Annotated in this window: 13 protein-coding genes and 1 pseudogene; 12 read left to right on the top strand and 2 right to left on the bottom strand. The window is 60.6% G+C overall.

Annotated elements, in window-relative coordinates; all coding sequences use genetic code 11:
* Window positions 1-673 precede the first annotated feature (673 nt).
* On the bottom strand, window positions 674-880 hold the full coding sequence (locus BLP23_RS15250) for a hypothetical protein (RefSeq protein ID WP_092585654.1): 207 nt from the start codon (window positions 878-880) through the stop codon (window positions 674-676).
* Window positions 881-1,223: 343 nt separating this feature from the next.
* Window positions 1,224-1,439 carry a hypothetical protein gene (locus BLP23_RS15245; protein ID WP_092585653.1) on the bottom strand — a complete coding sequence of 72 codons (216 nt, stop codon included), beginning with the start codon at window positions 1,437-1,439 and terminating at the stop codon, window positions 1,224-1,226.
* Between BLP23_RS15245 and BLP23_RS15240 the strand changes: the two genes are divergently transcribed.
* The 12 genes and pseudogenes from BLP23_RS15240 (at window position 1,431) to BLP23_RS15175 (ending at window position 18,814) form a co-directional block, all read left to right on the top strand.
* Window positions 1,431-2,402: an acyltransferase gene (locus BLP23_RS15240; RefSeq protein WP_092585652.1), complete on the top strand. Its 972-nt coding sequence runs from the start codon at window positions 1,431-1,433 to the stop codon at window positions 2,400-2,402. The two genes, BLP23_RS15245 and BLP23_RS15240, sit on opposite strands and share 9 nt — an antisense overlap.
* A 1,401-nt stretch (window positions 2,403-3,803) precedes the next feature.
* Window positions 3,804-5,450 carry an ABC transporter substrate-binding protein gene (locus BLP23_RS15225; protein ID WP_092585650.1) on the top strand — a complete coding sequence of 549 codons (1,647 nt, stop codon included), beginning with the start codon at window positions 3,804-3,806 and terminating at the stop codon, window positions 5,448-5,450.
* A gap of 33 nt (window positions 5,451-5,483) precedes the next feature.
* Window positions 5,484-6,494 carry an ABC transporter permease gene (locus BLP23_RS15220; protein WP_092585649.1) on the top strand — a complete coding sequence of 337 codons (1,011 nt, stop codon included), beginning with the start codon at window positions 5,484-5,486 and terminating at the stop codon, window positions 6,492-6,494.
* Window positions 6,491-7,339: an ABC transporter permease gene (locus BLP23_RS15215; protein WP_092585648.1), complete on the top strand. Its 849-nt coding sequence runs from the start codon at window positions 6,491-6,493 to the stop codon at window positions 7,337-7,339. The genes BLP23_RS15220 and BLP23_RS15215 overlap by 4 nt, the downstream gene beginning before the upstream one ends.
* A complete protein-coding gene (locus BLP23_RS15210) occupies window positions 7,318-9,039 on the top strand; it encodes a dipeptide ABC transporter ATP-binding protein (RefSeq protein ID WP_092585647.1) in 1,722 nt (573 codons plus the stop codon). The genes BLP23_RS15215 and BLP23_RS15210 overlap by 22 nt, the downstream gene beginning before the upstream one ends.
* Window positions 9,036-10,127, top strand: coding sequence for an LLM class flavin-dependent oxidoreductase (locus BLP23_RS15205; RefSeq protein ID WP_092585646.1), 1,092 nt, complete (start codon window positions 9,036-9,038; stop codon window positions 10,125-10,127). The genes BLP23_RS15210 and BLP23_RS15205 overlap by 4 nt, the downstream gene beginning before the upstream one ends.
* Window positions 10,128-10,258: 131 nt before the next feature.
* Window positions 10,259-11,362 carry an LLM class flavin-dependent oxidoreductase gene (locus BLP23_RS15200; RefSeq protein WP_092585645.1) on the top strand — a complete coding sequence of 368 codons (1,104 nt, stop codon included), beginning with the start codon at window positions 10,259-10,261 and terminating at the stop codon, window positions 11,360-11,362.
* A 106-nt stretch (window positions 11,363-11,468) separates the two neighbouring features.
* Entirely contained in the window at window positions 11,469-12,650 is a 1,182-nt protein-coding gene (locus tag BLP23_RS15195; protein WP_092585644.1) for an acyl-CoA dehydrogenase family protein, read from the top strand.
* Window positions 12,651-12,677: 27 nt separating this feature from the next.
* Window positions 12,678-13,645: pseudogene (locus BLP23_RS15190) on the top strand (ketopantoate reductase family protein).
* A 415-nt stretch (window positions 13,646-14,060) separates the two neighbouring features.
* Window positions 14,061-16,016: an SARP family transcriptional regulator gene (locus tag BLP23_RS15185; protein WP_092585643.1), complete on the top strand. Its 1,956-nt coding sequence runs from the start codon at window positions 14,061-14,063 to the stop codon at window positions 16,014-16,016.
* A 40-nt stretch (window positions 16,017-16,056) separates the two neighbouring features.
* Window positions 16,057-17,088: a phosphatase PAP2 family protein gene (locus tag BLP23_RS15180; protein WP_092585642.1), complete on the top strand. Its 1,032-nt coding sequence runs from the start codon at window positions 16,057-16,059 to the stop codon at window positions 17,086-17,088.
* A gap of 31 nt (window positions 17,089-17,119) precedes the next feature.
* Window positions 17,120-18,814, top strand: coding sequence for a S8 family serine peptidase (locus BLP23_RS15175; protein ID WP_092585641.1), 1,695 nt, complete (start codon window positions 17,120-17,122; stop codon window positions 18,812-18,814).
* The last annotated feature ends 94 nt before the right edge of the window (window positions 18,815-18,908 follow it).

Here is an 18,908-nt window from a genome sequence, read left to right as displayed (position 1 = left end):
AGCACTTTCGATCAGTTTTTCCACGAGGAAGGCTTGTGTGCCCCAGATGGTTTGTCGAGGTCGAGTGCCAAATACGGGAGGACGAATGGTCTAAGCTGGTTACGAACCAAACCGTTCTCTGATACGCGGGACCGAAAAGTCCAGAAAGGCGCGCAGTTTCAGTGGCACCTGGCGTTGGCTGGGATAGACGAAGCTGACCGGTATAGCGGAGGGTTCATACGCCTCCAGCAATGTGACGAGCGCGCCCGAGTTCACCAAGTCGTCGATCTGGTATGACAACACTCGGGCAATGACAAGGCCAGTTGTTAAATAAAGATCGAGCTTAGATAAGCGCGCCCAATTAACGGAAACCACCCCGACATCGTCGATGGGGGAGGTCAGCTACTACCGAGCCCGCACTTTGCAATAGTGCTGCTGATCAGCATAGCCGACACGAGGCGATCGTCCTCGACGCTTTCAGTCGTAAGGTTATCGGGCTATTGCAACCCATCTGAAAGCGGAACTTGCCATTGAGGCACTCGACATGGCGGCGCCGGCCCGCCGGCCGCGACCTGATAGCGTCACCCTAGCGACCGCGGCGTCCAAGGCAGATTCAACCTGGCGAGGTGGATCGCGCAGCAGTGCAACGATCATTGCACGTCACAGGAGGGCTGCGGCCACGCGACCCGTTATCCTAACATTCCAGACAGACAAATGTTCCTGGCTCGAAGCAGTGCTTCACCGGCTTCGCTTCAAACTCCGCGGCGCGACGGAACTCGATCGGATCCGCGACGAGCTTCGTATCAGCGGGGACTTGCGCAGCGTTCGTGAAGGACGATTCCCAAAAAAGAGCCCCGCTGTCGATCGGCGGGGCAAAGGCAAAATGACGAACATCGCTCATAGGGTGGGCGGCTCTTAAAAGATGGGCAGGACGATCTGCCCTCAAACTAACCCGAAGGTATTAGTACCGCTTTGGACAAAAGGGGGCCTCGACGAAATCGGCGCTAGTGGTTGACGACGCAGAGGCTGTCGGAAAGACGTTCAAAAAATGAACGCCTGACAGGCATCCAAGCTCACGTACGATACGCGAAGAACTGAAGCGGATCGCGCGGCCACGTTCAGGGGCTAAAGCACGGTTACAGGAGAAATTGGCCGCACGATCCATTCCGCCGAACATGCGAGGCGGTCGAATGTTCCTAGTCCGCCGGCGCCTTAATTTTCATCAACCGGCATGAAAGCGCATGCTACGCAAAGATCGCCTCAGCGTTGTAGCCGCGCTCGACACCGGTGCGCCATTCCGGTAGTTTTTGCACCTGCGAACTGAAGGTCTCCGCGGCGTCGAGGGCGCCGACCGAGACCCAAGCAAATGCGCTGCAGTCGATCGCAACCTTGATGTTTTGACCGGGCCGATTGCGGGTGATGCGATATCGGCTTCCAAGGAGCTTCTGCCGATGAGCCAACCAACGGATGCTTTGAGTCCCAAACGCCATATGGGCATCGACCTGTTTCGGGTCGTCTCCTTTGTTGCCGTTGTCGCAGTTCATGCGCGCGGCTTTTACCTCGGGCCGAGAGCAACGGAGTTCTTCTTGCTCGTTCCACGTTTTGCTGTCCCCTATTTCTTTCTTGTGGCCGGATATTTTCTCAGCCGGAAAACCTTGTCCTTGGTTTCCATGGCCAAGCTTTATCTAACCCGGCTTCTCCCTGTGTTTGCGGGATGGCTGCTCATATACCTTCTGGCGCATGGACTTATTTTTGGCGATAGCGGGATTATGGGCGTCCGACAGCTTCTCGTTGAAGGTGTTCCTGCCTACCATCTTTGGTTCCTGCCGTCTTTGGGTGTGAGCGCCGTTATGTTCGCCCTTTGTCTGAAGGTCTCAGGAATCAGGGGAGCACTCGTCGCCGGGATATTGCTCTACTGCCTGGGAGTGCCCTTCGTGGAGCTGAATATGGAGGGGCCCTTACACTGGAACTTCCGCGACGGACCGTTTTTTGGCTGCATCTTCATCGCGATCGGCTATTGGATCGGCAAGTCCGGCCCATCGCTGACGATAAAGCAGTCTGTCTCAATCGCATCGGCCGGATTTCTGCTGCAGTGCCTCGAGAGCTTTTTATTGTGGCGCTTTTTCCAGGTGCCGCCCACAAGTGACATCGATTATTTCATATCGACCGTCCCTTACGCCGTCGGGATATTTTTCCTGGCTCTTGGTTGTCAAAGCCGCGTGCCGGGCACCGTCGCAAAACTTGGAGAGAAGACGCTCGGAGCGTACTGTATCCACCTTTTGTTCCTGTGGATGGTTCAGACCATGTTTGCACCGTCTTCCATCGCGCGCGTTTTAATCACCATTACCATCGTCAGCATCGCTTCGCTCATTGCTAGCAACCTGATGTCAAAGATAAAGCTTTTGTCCCTGCTCGTGGAGTAACTGCCGCTCAATGCAGCCGAGGCCACCGTCGCCTGTCGGCCCGAGCAGCCGTTGGCCCCACCGAGGGGAAGTAAGGCTGGGACTGGGGGAGATATGCGAAAGGCATCGAGAACGCCACTTCTCTGCCTCCAAAAGTTGCGGGTGTGATGGCTTGTGCTCTTATAGTCATCTCACTCGCCACAGCTGCTTGCCTGTCAGGCTCGGCTGAACAACGAACTCGCGCGAGTGGACTGATTCATAATGAAGCCGAGGCGGCCGCAGCTTTCCAGCGGACCGTTTCCGGATTGATCGTGGAAGATCCGGGACTGGACCATGACGCCGCCACAAGACAGCGGGATTGTCTTGCTTCATCTGGTCACGCAGGTTCGGCGCACGGCTCGTGCTTGTGCCAGCTGCTTCGTGCCCCGCCCTCGGCAGCAAGATCGCTGCCGTTTTAAGGCCGCCGGAAAAGACTGCCCTTACGCTCTGAGATCTCAGTCCGCTGGCTACGTGCCAAGGGTGTGGCCCGGCGTCGGCTCCAGCCACGCTTCGTCATCGAGTTCATAGTCCATACCGACAAGCACAGCGCGACCGGCCTCGACGACTGGCCGTACATTGTCCTCATAGGTCCGCTTGTTGGCATCGCCGGAGCCGCCTGTGCGGCCTCGAACTCACGCCGCGCCATGATGTAGCGGGCGTTGGGGAATGTCGGTATCAAACGCCCGTCCACCAATCGTGTGTTCCAGCCGCAATGGTCGACATGAAGATGGGATGTTAGCGCCCGCCACATTGCCGATGGCGATGTCGTCAGGGCTGTTTAGCAGCCGTGACGAGCGAGGATGTCCGAAAGGGCGTTCTGCAGCTCGCGACGGGTGCATGGTTCGAGCCGGACGACCCGAGCGCCGAGTGGGACATGTGCATCCACTCACCCGCGACATTGGAACCTCGCAGCCGGCTCAGGCTTCGACTGGACAGCTTGGCCGCGTGGAGGTCGAACGGTATGGCGACGAGCCGCCTCCGGTGCGGATCTTCGAGGAAATGCATTTCCTGGGCGATCGTGGCGGATCGAGCCGCTAGCCGGCGGGTCGGCTTTTGTTCGCTGAGGGCGAGTTTGCCCGGCCCGAAAAGCTGAACCCAGAGAACGCAAAAACAAAAGAAAATAATCTATAAAAATAGTAGAAAAAGAACAGCTGGTCTTTCTCCCTCGAACCTCCCTCCCCTACGCTGGCGTCATGATCTTCTTGTCGAACAACAGGACCGCTTCATGACCATGGACTTTCCGGCGCGAGCCAGAACGCAGCAATCGCAAGCATTGGCGAAGCATCGGTAACAGACCATCCGGCTCCGCAAGCCATTTGAATTCATGCCGATACGGCAAGAGCCTGCCGGCAACCGCAGCCACGCGAACCATCAGGAACTTCTATGACCGAACGCTCATCTTTGCTCTCCTTGACCAGACGCCATCTTATCATGACGGCTTCCATCGCCGTGACCGCCGCCATGGTGGCAACAGTAGGGGTCTCCCCGGCTCAGGGCGCTGACGGCAACGGCGGTGACATCACGTTCTTGATCGACTCGCTGGGCGACACCTGGATCCCGAACAACAGCGCGATCTCCAGCTTCCAGGGTCACATCTGGGGCCATGTGACCGACAAGCTCCTTTACGTCGATGCTGACGGCAAGGTCAGTCCCTGGATCGCCGAGCGCTGGGAGCAGAACGACAAAGCCACCGAATTCACCCTGCATCTGAAAAGCGGCGTGACTTTCTCCGACGGCACGCCGCTCGACGCGTCGGCCGTGGTCGCCAATCTCGACATCTGGTACGCTGGCCGCAAGAGCGACGGCATCAACCCGATCGGTCTCTTCCCGAAAACCTATGACCATGCCAAGGCGATCGACGCGACCACAGTCAAGGTCTTCTTCAAGGCGCCGACGCTCGGCTTCATCCCGACCCTCGGCTACCATGGCTCCATCCTGATTTCCCCCAAGACCATCGCACAGCCCGCCAGCGATCAGGCTGATCTCAGCAAGACCTCCGGCAGCGGCCCCTACGTGGTCGATTCCTGGAAGGAAGGGGATTTCGTCAAGCTGGTCAAACGCAGGGACTACAATTGGGGTCCGGCGGCAGTGGGACATACCGGTCCAGCCTATCTCGATACCATCACCTACAAGCTGGTCTCCGAGCCGTCGCTGCGCGTCGCCGCCGTCCAGTCCGGGCAGGCCGACGTCGCCTACAACGCCTCGCCGCAGGAGCTGGAGTCTCTCAAGGCGGAGGGATTTGCCGTCGCAACGCCGCGCTACCTCGGCTTCGTCAATGGCTGGGCGATCAATACCAAGCTCGCGCCCTATGACGACGTAAGGGTCCGCCAGGCCCTTCAGGCCGGCATCAACCGCGCCGAAATCATCGACACCGTCTATACGCCCGACTGGAAGCTCGCGACGTCATTCATCCAGAGCAACGTGCCGGGAGCGACGGACCAAAGCGCCCTGCTCGCCTACAACCCCGAAAAGGCCGAGAAGCTCCTCGACGAGGCGGGCTGGACCAAGGGGGCAGACGGCATACGCACGAAGAATGGCCAGCCGCTGGTGCTGACACTGCATTCCAACCCGTACCTCGCAACCTCGAAATCGGTCGACGAGCTCATCGCCCAGCAGCTTGGCAAGATCGGTTGGAAAGTCGCCATCCGCGCCTATGATGTCGTAACCTTTGGCCAGAAGGTGAAATATGGCGGTCCAGCTGTCCCGGCTTACGAGGTGACGCGCAGCTTCATCGATGCCGGGACCGTCGCCAGTATCCTGACGAACGCCAACAACGGCGAAAACTGGTTCGCCCTCGACGAGAGCGACAAGACGCTCAACGAGCTGCGCGACAAGATCGCTGGCGCCGCTTCTGCCGAAATCCGCAAACCGCTGCTGGACGAGTTGCAGAAATACATCCTGGAACAGGGCTACTTCATCCCGCGTACGCAGATCGTTCAGCGGATCTATGTGCAGTCTCCCAAGCTCAAGGGCGAGGTCTACAACGGCGTTGCCTATGCCAGCTACTACACGGCCACGAAAACCGACTAACCCGCATCCGAGAACCGCGAGAAGGTGGCTGGAATGAGCAAGGCCTATCTGAACTACGCCGGAAAGCGTTTTGTCCAGGCGATCGTCGTCATCCTGCTGGCTTATGTCTTCACCTTCGTCGTCGTAAGCATCCTGCCCGGCGACCCGATCACCAACGTGCTGAACAATCCTCAGAATGGGTTCACACCGGAGGAGATCAAGGAAATCATCGCCGCGCAGGGCCTGGATAAGCCGGTCCCGGTTCAATTGTGGACGGCTTTTTCCAGTTTCGTGACCGGCGATCTGGGCCTGTCGATGCGCACCAATCGACCGGTGGCGACGCTGATCGCCGAAGTGCTCCCATCGACGCTGATCCTTGCCTCCACGGGCCTTGTCGTCGCGCTTCTGCTGTCGGCGGTGATCGCCTATGGCACGCAATTTCTGCCAAAGCGATTTGGTCAGGGGCTGCTGCGAGCCTTCCCATCGCTATTCCTGTCGGTGCCGAACTTCGTCATCGGCCTGGTGCTGATCCATCTGTTCGGCTTCCAGCTTGGCGTCTTCCGCGTCATCGAGCCCGACAGTTTCTGGGCGACGCTTTTTGCGGCGATTGCTCTGGGAATTCCGATCTCGGCGCAGATCGCAGAAGTTCTCATCGCCAATCTCGATCATGAGTCCGGCCAAGATTACGCCGCCGTCGCGCGCGGCCGCGGGCTCGGGCAGATGCGCCTGTTCGCCAAGCACCTGCTCAAGCCATCATCGCTTCCGGTCATCACCGTTATCGCGCTGACGATCGGAGAACTGCTCGGCGGCTCGCTGATCACCGAAACGGTCTTCGGGCGCAACGGCCTCGGCAGCCTGGTGCAGCGGTCGGTGAGCACTCAGGATCTGCCCGTGCTTCAAGCGGTCGTCTCGCTCGCAGCAATGGTCTTCGTGATCGTCAATCTGATTGCCGATCTCACCTATCCGCTCCTCGATCCGCGCGTGAAACTTCTCGGCGCGCCCGAGCGTCGTCCAACCGCGGCCGACGAAAGCTCTGTCGACATTTCCAAGGCGGTGACGTCATGACCCTCGGCTCTATCCATTCTGCGTCGCGCCTGGGGCCGGCCGGCCGGCTGACGACCCTGCGCGTGCCGCCGGTGGTCGCACTCTCCTTCGCGATCGTGGGGCTGGCGATCGCCTGGTCGCTGGCGCCGGGGCTGTTCACGATCTACGACCCGGTCAGCGGCATTCCCGCCCAGAAGCTGCTCGGCCCAAGTGCCGCACACTGGCTCGGCACCGATCACCTGGGGCGCGACCTTTACGCCCGCGTCGTCTACGGCACGGCCTCCTCCGTGGCGAGCGCGCTGATCGCCGTCGTCATCGGTGTCTTCGCCGGCGGCCTCATCGGCCTGCTGGCAGGCTTCTTGGGCGGCTGGGTAGATACCGTTTTTGCCCGCCTGGTCGACGTGCTGCTGGCAATTCCGAAATTCCTGCTCGCCGTCATCGTCGTAACCGCGATCGGCTTCGACACGACGAATGCCGCCATCGCGACGGGTGTTTCGGCTGTCGCCCTCTTCGCCCGGGTGATGCGCTCGGAAGTGATCAAGACCCGGCAGGCGACATTCGTCGAATCTTCCTTTCTCCTCGGGGGCTCGCGCTGGCACATCCTGTCGCGCCACGTGCTGCCGAACGCATCGCGCTCCGTGCTGCCGCTTGCAGTGCTGCAGTTCGGCGACTCGATCCTGATTATCGCCAGCCTCGCTTTCCTCGGCTATGGCGACCCGCCGCCCGCCTCCGACTGGGGCCTGCTGATCGCGATCGGCAAGGATTACCTCAAATGGCCATGGCTGGTTTACGCGCCCGCCTTCGTCACGATCGCCACCGTCCTCTCAGTGAACAGGATCAGCAGATGGCTCCGCAAGACAGACTGACCTCCACTCTCACCCGCCTCGAAATCAATGCGCCGCAGCGGCCGGCCCCAGTTCTCCGGGTTGACGGCCTGTCGGTCCGCTACGGGCCGCAGGAGGTCGTCAGCGACGTCGGGTTCGAACTCGGCCGCGGCAAGAGCCTCGCGCTCATCGGCGAATCCGGCTCGGGCAAATCGACCATCGCCCGCGCGGTGCTGCGGCTGCTGGCCGGCGGGGCGCATGCCACCGGTCGCGTCACCTTCGACGACAAGGACGTGCTGGGGCTGCCGGAGCGTCTTTTCCGGCCGCTTCGGGGACGGGCCATCGGCTTCGTCCCACAGGACCCAGGCAATTCTCTCAATCCGGTGCGGACGATCGGCGCCCAGGCGATGGAAGCGGCGGTACTCCTCGACGAGGCTGACAAGGCAACCCGCAAGAGGCTCATTCTGGAGATGTTCGCGCAGGTCGGGCTCGACAATCCCCAGCGCGTGTACGATTCCTATCCGCACCAGCTGTCGGGCGGCATGCTGCAGCGCGTGCTGATCGGGCTTGCTGTACTTCCGCGGCCATCGCTGCTCATCGCCGACGAGCCCACCTCCGCCCTGGACGTCACGATCCAGAAGCGGATTCTCGACCTGCTCTCCCGGTTGCAGCAGGAACTCGATATCAGCCTGCTTCTCATCACGCATGATCTGGCGATCGCCGCCGAGCGGACGGATTCGCTGGTGGTTCTCAAGAATGGCGTCGTCCAGGAGTCCGGCAGCACCTCGGCCGTCTTCTCCTCACCTGCGTCGGACTATGCAAGGAAACTCCACGCTGACGTTCCGGCCCTGAACCCGGACCGATACGCCAGATTGCGCGACCCCGGCTTCCGTTCCCTAAATACCGGCGGCAAGCCACCGAAGATCAATGTCAGTGCCGTCACGAAGACCTTCGCGGTCGATGGCAAGGTGCTGACGGCCGTCGACGACGTCTCATTCACCGTCGCAGCCGGCACCACGCATGCGCTTGTCGGTGAATCGGGCTCCGGCAAGACGACGGCCATTCGGCTGCTTCTTGGGCTCGAGCAGCCCGATGGCGGAAAAATCACAGTCGCCGGAGATCAGGTTACCGGTCGCTCGCGCCAGTCGCTGCGTTCGATGTGGCGCCATCTTCAGCTCGTCTACCAGAACCCCTTCACCTCGCTCGACCCGACATGGAAGGTCGAGCAACTGGTGCGTGAGCCGCTTGACCGGTTCAAGATCGGAGCCGCCAAAGAGCGTGTCAAGCGGGTTCGCGAGGCGCTCGCCAATGTCGGGCTCGGCGAGCATCTGCTTTCCCGCAAACCGGAAGCCTTGTCGGGCGGCCAGCGCCAACGCGTCGCCATTGCCCGCGCGCTGGTCCTCAAGCCTGATGTGATCGTGCTCGACGAGCCCACGTCCGCGCTCGACGTCAGCGTCCAGGCCGACATCGTCGAAGTGTTGCTGTCGCTGCAGGCGAACCTTGGCCTGACCTATGTGTTCGTCTCCCACGATCTGGCCCTGGTGCGTCAACTCGCCCACACCGTCTCGGTGATGCAGCGCGGGCGCATTGTCGAAGAGGGGACGATTGCCGACGTATTCGACAACCCGCAGCAGCCCTATACCGTATCGCTGCTGAAATCGATCCCGTCCGGCGCCGCCCCCAGCGCCCGCCTGTCAAATCGGCAGGCCCGGCGGATCATCAATCAGGAACAGATCGCATGACCATCACCGCGCCTGCCGGTGCGTTACCTGCATCGTTTCGGGCCAAGCGTCGGATCGGCTTCAACACCCGGGTATCCTTCAATGATGAGGCGGGACCGGCACAGGGGCTGCGCGACGGAATCGAGCTGTTCAAGGTTGCCGAGCGGCTAGGCTACCAGTCGGGCTGGGCCTATCAGCGGCACTTTGACCACTATTTGTCTTCGCCGCTCCCGTTCTTTGCGGCGGCCGGCCAGCATACGAAGGATATCACGCTCGGCTCGGCGGTCATCCCGATGCGCTACCAGGACCCCATTCTGCTCGCGGAAGCGGCGGGCACGACGGACCTGCTGATCGACGGTCGGCTGGAGCTCGCGATCTCGACGGGCGCCAACGCGGCGTTCGACGCCGTCTTCGGCGCGGTCGATACAGACGCGCGCACAGAGGCCAAGCGACGGCAGGCCCGCTTCCTCGCCGCGATCTCCGGCGAGATCCTTCACACCGTCGCAGGGTCCGGCCAAGGCGCCCCGGAAGGCACCGGCCTCCGCGTGACGCCGCATAGCCCGACCTTGCGTTCCCGTATCCGGCAGGGTTCCGCCAGCCTCGGCTCGGCCGTGCAGGCCGCGGAACTCGGGATCGGCCTTATCTCCGGCACCGTCCAGCACGACCACGCAGAAGGCGAGACCTTTGGCGCATACCAGGCGCGCATCATCGAAGCCTATCGCAGCACCTGGCGCCGGACGTGGGTCACGGAGCCGCCACCGGTCGCCGTCGCCGCCTCGGTCCTCGTCGGCACCACGGCCGAGCTTCGGGAGAAATACGCCACCTACGACCTCGAACGCCGCACCCTGGGTATTGCCGCTTCTCGGCCGAAGGGTGCGCTCGATCCGACGGCGCGGACCAATCAGCCACCGGGAAGTCAGATCTCCCCTGTCTTCCACGGAACTCCCGACCAGGTAATCGAGGCAGTTTTGAACGATCCGGGCCTGGCCGCCACCGATGAGGTCGTGCTCTTCCTGCCGCCTGCCTTCGGCCTTGCCGAGAACGTGCGGCTGCTGACGGACTTTACGGACACTGTGGCTCTGAGCCTCGGCTGGTCGCCTGGATCCTAACTGCGTCGCGAAGCACCGAGCTTAGTTTATATTTTCTATAGTTTAACTGTAAAAAGAAAAGACCTGTCTTCCTCACCGACAGGGCGCGTCCTATCGTCACTCCAATCGTCGAAAAGTTCAAAGGAGCTCGCATGCCCGCGGAATTCATCAGCGTCAGCTTTCCCAACGCTTCGAGCGACCTCAACCCTCTTCCCGACGCGCCGGTGGATCCGCGTTTCCTTGAACGATACGCCCGCGCGCTCGATGACTACGGCTTCAACTACACGCTTATCCCCTATTCCTCGTCATCGTTCGACCCGTTTACGATCGGCGCCACGGTCCTGGCGCACACGAAGAACATCAAGATCATCGTCGCACTCCGGCCAAACACCGTCTATCCAACGGTCGCAGCCAAGTCGCTTGCAACACTCGATCAGTTGAGCGGCGGCCGGGTCGTCGTCCACTTCATTGCCGGCGGCAGTGACGACGAGCAGGCTCGTGAAGGTGACTTCCTCAACAAGGAGGAGCGCTACGAGCGGCAGGAAGAGTATATTCGCATTCTGCGTCTCGCCTGGACGTCCACAGACCCCTTCGATTTTGACGGCAAGTACTATCAGTTCAAGCAATTCCGCAGCGCCGTGCGCCCGACGCATGGGCTTATTCCCATTTCGCTCGGCGGCTCGTCGGACGCCGCCTACCGGATCGGAGGTTCGCTGTGCGACATTTTCGGGCTCTGGGGAGAGCCGCTTGCGGAGACAAAGCAGCAGATCGACCGGATATATGCGGAAGCGGCAAAGGCAGGCAGAACCGACCGTCCGCGTATCTGGGTTACTTTCCGCCCGATCGTGGCACAAACCGATGAACTGGCATGGGAAAAGGCCTACGGAGTTCTGGACCGGTTGAAGGACAACCGCGAGAAAGGCCTCGCGCGTTCGCCTCTTGCGGCCCCGCGACCGGCCAATGCCGGGTCGCAGCGGCTCTTGGACATTGCTGCACGCGGCGACGTGCATGACCGCGCCTTATGGTATCCGACGGTTACCGCGACCAACGCTGCCGGTGCCACCACCGCGCTGGTGGGATCGCCGCGCACCATCGCCGATTCCATCCTCGACTATATCGATCTCGGCGCCGACCTGATCTCGATCCGCGGCTATGACAATTTCAACGACGCCGTCGATTATGGCCGCTACGTCCTGCCGCTGGTGCGCGAGGGCATCCGCGAGCGGGAAGAGGCCAAGAAGAAGACCGCCGCGTGATGATCCCCGGCCGGTCCGGATTCATCTCACATGCAGCCCACCAGCAGGTGACGCGGTCTTCGTTGCGTGAAAGGCATTGCTGGCTCTATCGGAAAGCTTGAAAGACATGCCCTACGACACAAACCTACTGAACGCGACGGCCCGGGCTCTCGCAGACGCCGCGCCGGACGCGGATCGCAGCGGTCGGTTTCCATGGGTGGGCATCCGTGCCGTTCACGAAAGCGGCCTCCTTGAAAGCACCGTCGCCGCCCGTCACGGCGGCGGGGGCGCCACGCTTTACGATGCCGCCCAGATCCTGGCGGCGTTGGGTCGGGGCGATCCATCTGTCGCGCTCATCAGCGCCATGACGATTTTCAACCATCTCGGCCAGGCTGCAAAAAACCATTGGCCGGAAAATCTCTATAGGCGTCTGCTGGTGGAGGGAAAGCAGCGCCCGCTGCTGCTCAACGCCGCCCGCGTCGAACCGGAGCTCGGCTCGCCGGCGCGTGGCGGCCTGCCGGCGACGCTTGCCCGCCGCACGGCGAACGGCTGGTCGATCACGGGCCGCAAACGCTTTGTGACCGGGGCCCATGGTCTTACCCATTTCCTCGTCTGGGCGCATACGGACGAAACGCCGGCGCGGGTCGGAACCTTCGTCGTGCCGAATGGACTGCCGGGCATTCGAGTGATCGACAACTGGAACAGCCTCGGCATGCGCGCCACCGGCTCCCACGACGTCGAATACACCGATGTCGAAATCCCGGCGGAAGATGTGCTGGAGCTTGTCGATCCCTCCGTGGCCCAGCAGGACAACCGGGCACACGCGGCAATGACGCTGGCCTTGACCGCGATCTATCTCGGCGTGGCGGAAGCCGCGCAGGAAGCCTTCATCCGCTTCGCGCATGAGCGGGTGCCGACCAATCTCGGCCATCCCATCGCCCGCACCGAGCGGTTTGTCGCGCTCTCGGGTGAAATCGACCTGCTCGTCTGCGGCGCCCGCCAGATCATCTTCGACGCGCTCAAGGCCGGCCCGGACGACGCAGAAAGGTATATAAGGTCCCGCATCATCGCCGGCCGACAACTACGCGAGGCCGTCCAGATCGCGGTGCGCGGCATCGGCAATCCGGGCCTCAACGCCGAACTCGGACTTGAGCGACACTTCCGCGACATTCAATCCGTGCTCGTGCATGCTCCACAGGAAGACACGTCCATTTCCATTCTGGGTCGCGCCGCCTTCGACCGGTGGAACCGGGAGGAGGCCGCCTCATCGGGCCACTCGTCAGATCTTCCCATCCTCAGAACAGCCTGACATCACGGGAATGGACAGAGAGTTTAAATGACACGCTACATCATCATTGGCGCCGGCGCGGTTGGCGCGAGTCTCGCAGCAGAGTTCGAAACCCACGGCATTCCTTACGTGCTGGTCGGGCGCGGCGCTCAGATCGCGCATATCGCGGCTCATGGCCTTTCCTATCGTCGCTCAACGGAAAGTCGGGTAGTTCGCCTCAATGCAGCCGACACGGCAACCCCGCCAGCCTGACGCCGGACGATATACTCCTTTTGACGGTCAAGGCGCAGGATGTGGAGGCGACAACCAATTTCTGGGCTTGGCACGATGTCGACGGCACAGGCGTCGCCTCGGAACTGCCACTGGTAACATTCCAGAACGGGCTTTCGGCCGAAGATATCGCGCTCCGGCGCTTTACTCATGTCTATGCGGCCAGTATTCGCATCCCGGCACGCTACACCGTGACCGGTGAGGTTGTCGTACGTGGTGGACCGAACATCGGCGTTGTCGCGCTCGGGCGTTATCCTCACGGAGCGGACGAAACCGCGTCGGCAATCGTCTCAGATCTAAGAAGGGCCGGATATCTCGCCGAGGTCCGATCGGATACTCTCCGCTGGAAGGCCGCTAAGCTGAAGCACAATGTCACCAACGCCGTCGAGCTGTTCGCTGGCACACAAGAGGCCCGTAAAAAGGCCGCGACTGACCTCGCGGACGAAGCGCATGCGGTCTTGGTGGCTGCCGGGTACGACCCGGCGGCGCCGTCAGAGTCGACGATCGATATTTCCAGCTGGCAGGCTGCGCTCGCCGATGGATTGGAACCCGGCCAGCAGTCGACCTGGCAGAGCTTTGCCCGTGGCGCATCGAGCGAAGTGGGTTATCTAAACGGCGAAATCGTGCGTCTCGGCCGGCTTCACGGCGTCGCAACGCCGGTCAACGCGGCGTTTCAAAAAGCTGCCGCGAGGCTCGCTCGTGATGGAGGCAAGCCAGGTACAGTAGACATCGCAGCAATTAGATGAACTGGCTTGACGACAGAATGGACCAAGTGGACGTCCGCCGTCGGGTCGCAACAAGCTTCAATTCCTGCCCGTGAAGACGTGCTGGCTCCCGAGCCAACCACGATAACGTTAAAACATGCGCACTTGTCATTGGCCCACACCTCCACACCCACCGGCTTAGTGTCCTCAGTCCGAGGACAGAGGACAGACACCATGAAGAGCCAAGACACACCCTTTGTGAGTTCTTGGTCTTGCAAGCTCATCAGCTTCAGCGGGACGACTATGAATGGCAACTATCTGTTCCCCCAAGCCGTAACGAGTCTCGTCAAGCTCTTCGAGGCGTTGCTCAAGGATAAATAACATTGCTTTGACGCTGCTTTGACGGCAGGGCGCTACGACCGGCTTGCGAAGTTACGCAGAGGGACCTCAGCCGGTTATGCTTCAGTTTAATCATCACCAAAGCATCGATCTTCCTTTCGGAATCCCGATTTCCCTTCCCGGTTGCTTGCCAGGCGCCGCAGGTATGGCAGACTGGTCTCCAGATGCCAGGTCTTCGGCCTGCCAAACGAGCGCATCGGAGGCAACGGGGGCGGGGCCGGTGGATCGCATGAACAAGGAGCAAGATCCGTTTCGGATGTTCCTGCTCGGGCCTTTTGCCCTTGTGGACGCTGAGGGGCGATCGGTCACTCCGAAATCCAAAAAAGCCCAGGCTCTTTTGGCGATGCTTGCATTGTCCGCCCGGGGCTCGCGCTCGAGAATCTGGCTTAGGGACAAATTGTGGAGCGACCGCTCTGACGACCAGGCGGCAGCTAGTCTGCGCCAGGCCCTTTTGGACATTCATAAGACTCTGGGGCCTGCACGTGATCTCTTGATTGCGGATAAGAATACCGTTTGGCTGGATATGGACCGACTCGTGCTTGATACCGAGCTGGTGGTTCGGACAAAGCGGTCAGCGGATCAAATCACCGACGAATTGCTCGAAGGTATAGACATCCGCGATCCAGAATTCGAGGACTGGTTAACGCTGGAACGGCAGAACTGGTATAGCCGGGTCAATGAAGGACAAGTCCACGATGTGTTCGAGCCGCGACAGCAGCCGAGCCGCGATATCGCCAAACATTCCGCCTTGCTACCTTTGACAGGCGCCCCGGATTTGCCAAGACGAGGCAAATCCGTGGAAATCGCCAGCAGCAACCCATATCGGCGGCCGGCCGACGGTGACTGGCAATGGATCATGGTCCTTCAGCCCCCTATCGTGGTGGGTGCTGGAGAGGGCGGACAAATTGCTGCGACACGGTTCCAGAATCTCATTGCAAAAGCCATCATCGATGGGCTGGCCATTGGCGTCAGGGACCTCTCCTTCACCTTGCCAGATATTGAAGAGAGCGAACAGCAGATCAGCCTTCCGATATGCCTACAGCTTCGCCTCACGTTTGACGGTGACATGGTGATGATCGAACTGGTGATGAAGCACCTGATCAACAACCGTATTCATTGGCTGGGCAGTCAGGCAATCAACCGCACGCAGTTCGAGCGGGGCGAGGTCGGCACGGCCGCTGCGCTAATCAGCCACGCCGTCGATCAGCTGGCCTATTTCCAAGAGACCCACGCAAACGACAGTCGATTGTCGCAAGACGGCCTGCTGATCGACGCCGTCAATGCGATCTTTCGGCTGTCGCGCGGCGATCTAGATAACGCCGAGCGGCGCCTGGAAGAACAGATCCAGTATCAGCCGCGGTCATCGACTTTTGCCTGGCTGTCATTCATCCGGACTTTCCAGGTTGGTCAACGTTTCAACGCGCTTGACGCGCATCTGATCGAGGAAGCTCAGGCCTATGCGCGCAAAGCGCTGGAACTCGATCCGCAGAATTCCGTATCGCTCGCGCTCGTCGGCCACGTCCATTCGTTCCTGTTCTGCGAATATGACTATGCGGCCAACCTGTTTGAAAAATCGATCCGCCTGAACCCGGCCCTGCCGCTCAGCTGGGATCTCTATGCGATGCTTCATTGCTATGCTGGCCAGCCCGACAAGGCCGTGGCCATGGCGCGTTGGGTACAAGAGCTCGGCGTCTACAGCCCGCATAAGTATTACTTCGACACGACCAAATGCATTGCAGCAGCGCTTGCAGGCGATCATGCCGCAGCCATAGCTGCAGGCGAAGAAGCCCTGCGGGCACGGCCGAACTTCAACAGCTTGCTGCGCTATCTTGCCTCCAGCCATGCTCATTTCGGCGATCTAGGCGGCGCGCGCCATTACCTGCAGCGTCTTGAGGCGGTCGAGGGCGGCTTCTCTATCAATGCCTTTAGCGGCAGCGGCTATCCGCTGCTCAATACAGGCGGCGGCCAGATCTTGGTCGACGGCCTGCTCAAGGCGGGCGCCAAGCTGCGCTGAACCCGGACAATTTTTCAGAACTTCGCGTAAGGAGGCTGCAATGGAAGAAGCAGACATTACTGTGGAATCGCAATCAAAAATCGTTTCATTTCTAAACACTTATAAATTCAGGATTGAGCCCGATACGGTTCTTCCATGCGAAGCCAGGGACGATACCGGGGCTGATCCTGTCGCTGGTGCATCGCCGGTTGCGCCTGATTCCGTCTCCGAACCTGCGCTTTTCGTCGGCGCGGATGAAGATGCATCGCTCCTGGCTGGGCCTATGATGGCGACGATGGCCGTAGCCTCGGTCCTTAACAAGAGCGTGGCGAATAAGTCGGTGCTCAACAAGGCGTCGCTGAACAAAAACAAGAACAAAAATAAAAATAAAAACAAGAACAAGACGACGATGGACGGTGCCAGCCTTGGCGTGTCGCAGCTTATCCCTTCCTTCGAGTTGCGCAGGCTGCACCAGCAGCCGTCGCGCAACGCCTATACCGCGGCGCGGCGCTTCACCTGGGAAACGCTGGATATACTGCCGCCGCCAGGCCCCGATTTTACCCGTCTCGAAACGACGGTGCTGCTTTCCATGCAACGCCGCGATCGAGAACGTGCGCGGCGCCTGCCCGACATCCTGATCGAGTCGACGATCTCCGTAACGGAATTCACTCGCGCATTGCATATCGAGGATCTCGGCGGTTTCGAGCAGACGGAAGGACTTTTCCAGGCGATCCTGACAGCCTGCGAATATGTGGGACTGATCTACAAGAGTCAGTTCAACCGGCTGCGGCCAAACCAGTTCGAGCCCATGCTGCGACCGTTGTTGGCCGTGCCCGTCCACGAGTCCTATCCCAGCAACCACTCGTTCCAGTGCTTTTCGATCGCCTTCGCATTCTCGACGATCCTGCCGGAGCATCCGGCCACCGACGAGCTAGCCCGCATCGCTCAGAACGTCGCCGAAAACCGTGAATGGGCTGGCCTCCACTATCCCAGCGACACGCAGGCGGGGCGAGATCTCGCCCGACGCTTTGCTCCCTACCTCCACGACGCGTTCGGTCCTCTATTCCAGGCCGTACACGACGAATGGGTCTGAATTCGCCAGCTGCACAACAGGGATCATGAACATGACAGATCAATCACAAATGCCTGAGCCCGCGCCGATCAACTACTATTATCTCTGGCACCTGACTGCGCTTGGCGTGGTCGACGCGGAATACGGATCGGCTCCGCCTGCTCCACCCGCGCTCGATGCGAGCGCCGCACGCGCGCTCCCCGATCCCCTCATCACCGGCACGGTCTGGGATGCCATCGCTTCCGCCGGCCCGTTGCGACCCGCGCGGGTCGCGCTGATCGATGTCGGCGTATCTTCGGACCATCCCAATCTGGCAACCCGGCTTGACCGGGAAGCGTCAATCGATTTGACGACCCATCGTTACGGCGCGCGCGTGCTCGAAATACTCGATACGACTACGTCGTTTGACCGCGAGGAAAGACATGCCTTCTTTGCCGGGCTCAACATCGCTCCGCTCGGCAATATCGGCCTTTCCAACGACGACCGGGACTATCTCAGTGACCTGGTTGCCGAATACGCCACGTCGGAGGGTGTTCTCCGGCGGCTCTACAATCCGGAATCGCTTTTTGCATCGCATGGTACGTGCTGCGCAGGGCTGATCGTCGGCGAACCCGCCGTTGTTGCGGAAGAAGGCACAGCAAGCGCTCCGCCGGAGGGAGCCTTCTACGGCAATGGTGACGAGTTGCGTACGAGCGGCAATCGCAATGTCATCCCCTATTTCGGCGTTGACCCTTTTTCAAGGATCATCTCGATCAGGACGTCCTTCGAAGACGATGTCAGGCAGTTCATCGCTGCCTTTCTTTATGCCTATTATCAGAAGGCGGACGTGATCGTCTTGCCGCGTGGTCTGCCGGACCCAAAGCGCAGCGTGGTTGATCCGAAGAATGAGCTGAAGGCCGACTTGGAACTATGGAAAAACCAGGATGCCGCTAATCTCTTCACGCGCATTGCCTTCGCCGACCAGGGTGGGCCTGAACTGGAGCCTAAAGCTGCGCAGAAAGGCTCCAATCCGGATCGCCCGTGGCATATCCTCAAACAGCTCATCCTCGCCATCAGTCGGCACATTCCGATCGTCTGCGCCGCGGGAAACAGTGGCGAGAGCCAGCTGATCTATCCGGCAAGTCTTGCCGCCGACGACAACGGCATCATCGCCGTCGGGGCGGTTACCGTCGAAGGTTTCCGTTCGGGCTACAGCAATTACGGCGAAGGATTGACGGTTGTCTCCCCCTCCGACGACGGTGAGGTCTTCAACCGGCATCAGTTGCGCCTCGACCGGCTTTCTCCATTTGCCGCACAGCACGACTACAGTGCTTTTCGAATGCGGGAATACTACCATTCGCACTTCTCGCTGCTGACGACGGACCTGTCGGGGATTTTCGGCTATGATCACGGCTCCGATCAATGGTCGGCGATCGTGCCGTTCGGAACCAATCCGGGCATCGGTGGAGGATACTACACCACCTTCGGGGGCACCTCCGGCGCGTCGGCGCAGGTGGGTGGGCTATGCGCCCTGATTCAGCGGGCCTACAAGAGCCGCCACAATCCCGGTGACCGCCTCTCGGGTCCTCATGTCAAGTCCATTCTGAAAGCCGCGTCCCGCCTGGACGCCATTGTCGCACCCGGGACGAGGAAACTGACGGCGGATTGCATGAATGCAGAAAGCGAGGACGCTCTTGACGCCGCCTATTTCTTCGGGTCAGGCCTGCCGAATGCGCGGGCGGCAGTACTGGCGGCGCTGGCGATCTGACAGCTGCGCATGCGCTTTCCAAAATTTAAGCCTCCTCGATCAAGGATCTCCTCGATCGAGGAGGCTTTTTCTTTGTTTACGTCATTTTTTACGG

It is taken from the genome of Rhizobium mongolense subsp. loessense (genome assembly GCF_900099775.1).
Taxonomy (GTDB): Bacteria; Pseudomonadota; Alphaproteobacteria; order Rhizobiales; family Rhizobiaceae; genus Rhizobium; species Rhizobium loessense.
This window is presented reverse-complemented; position numbering and strand designations above follow the sequence as displayed.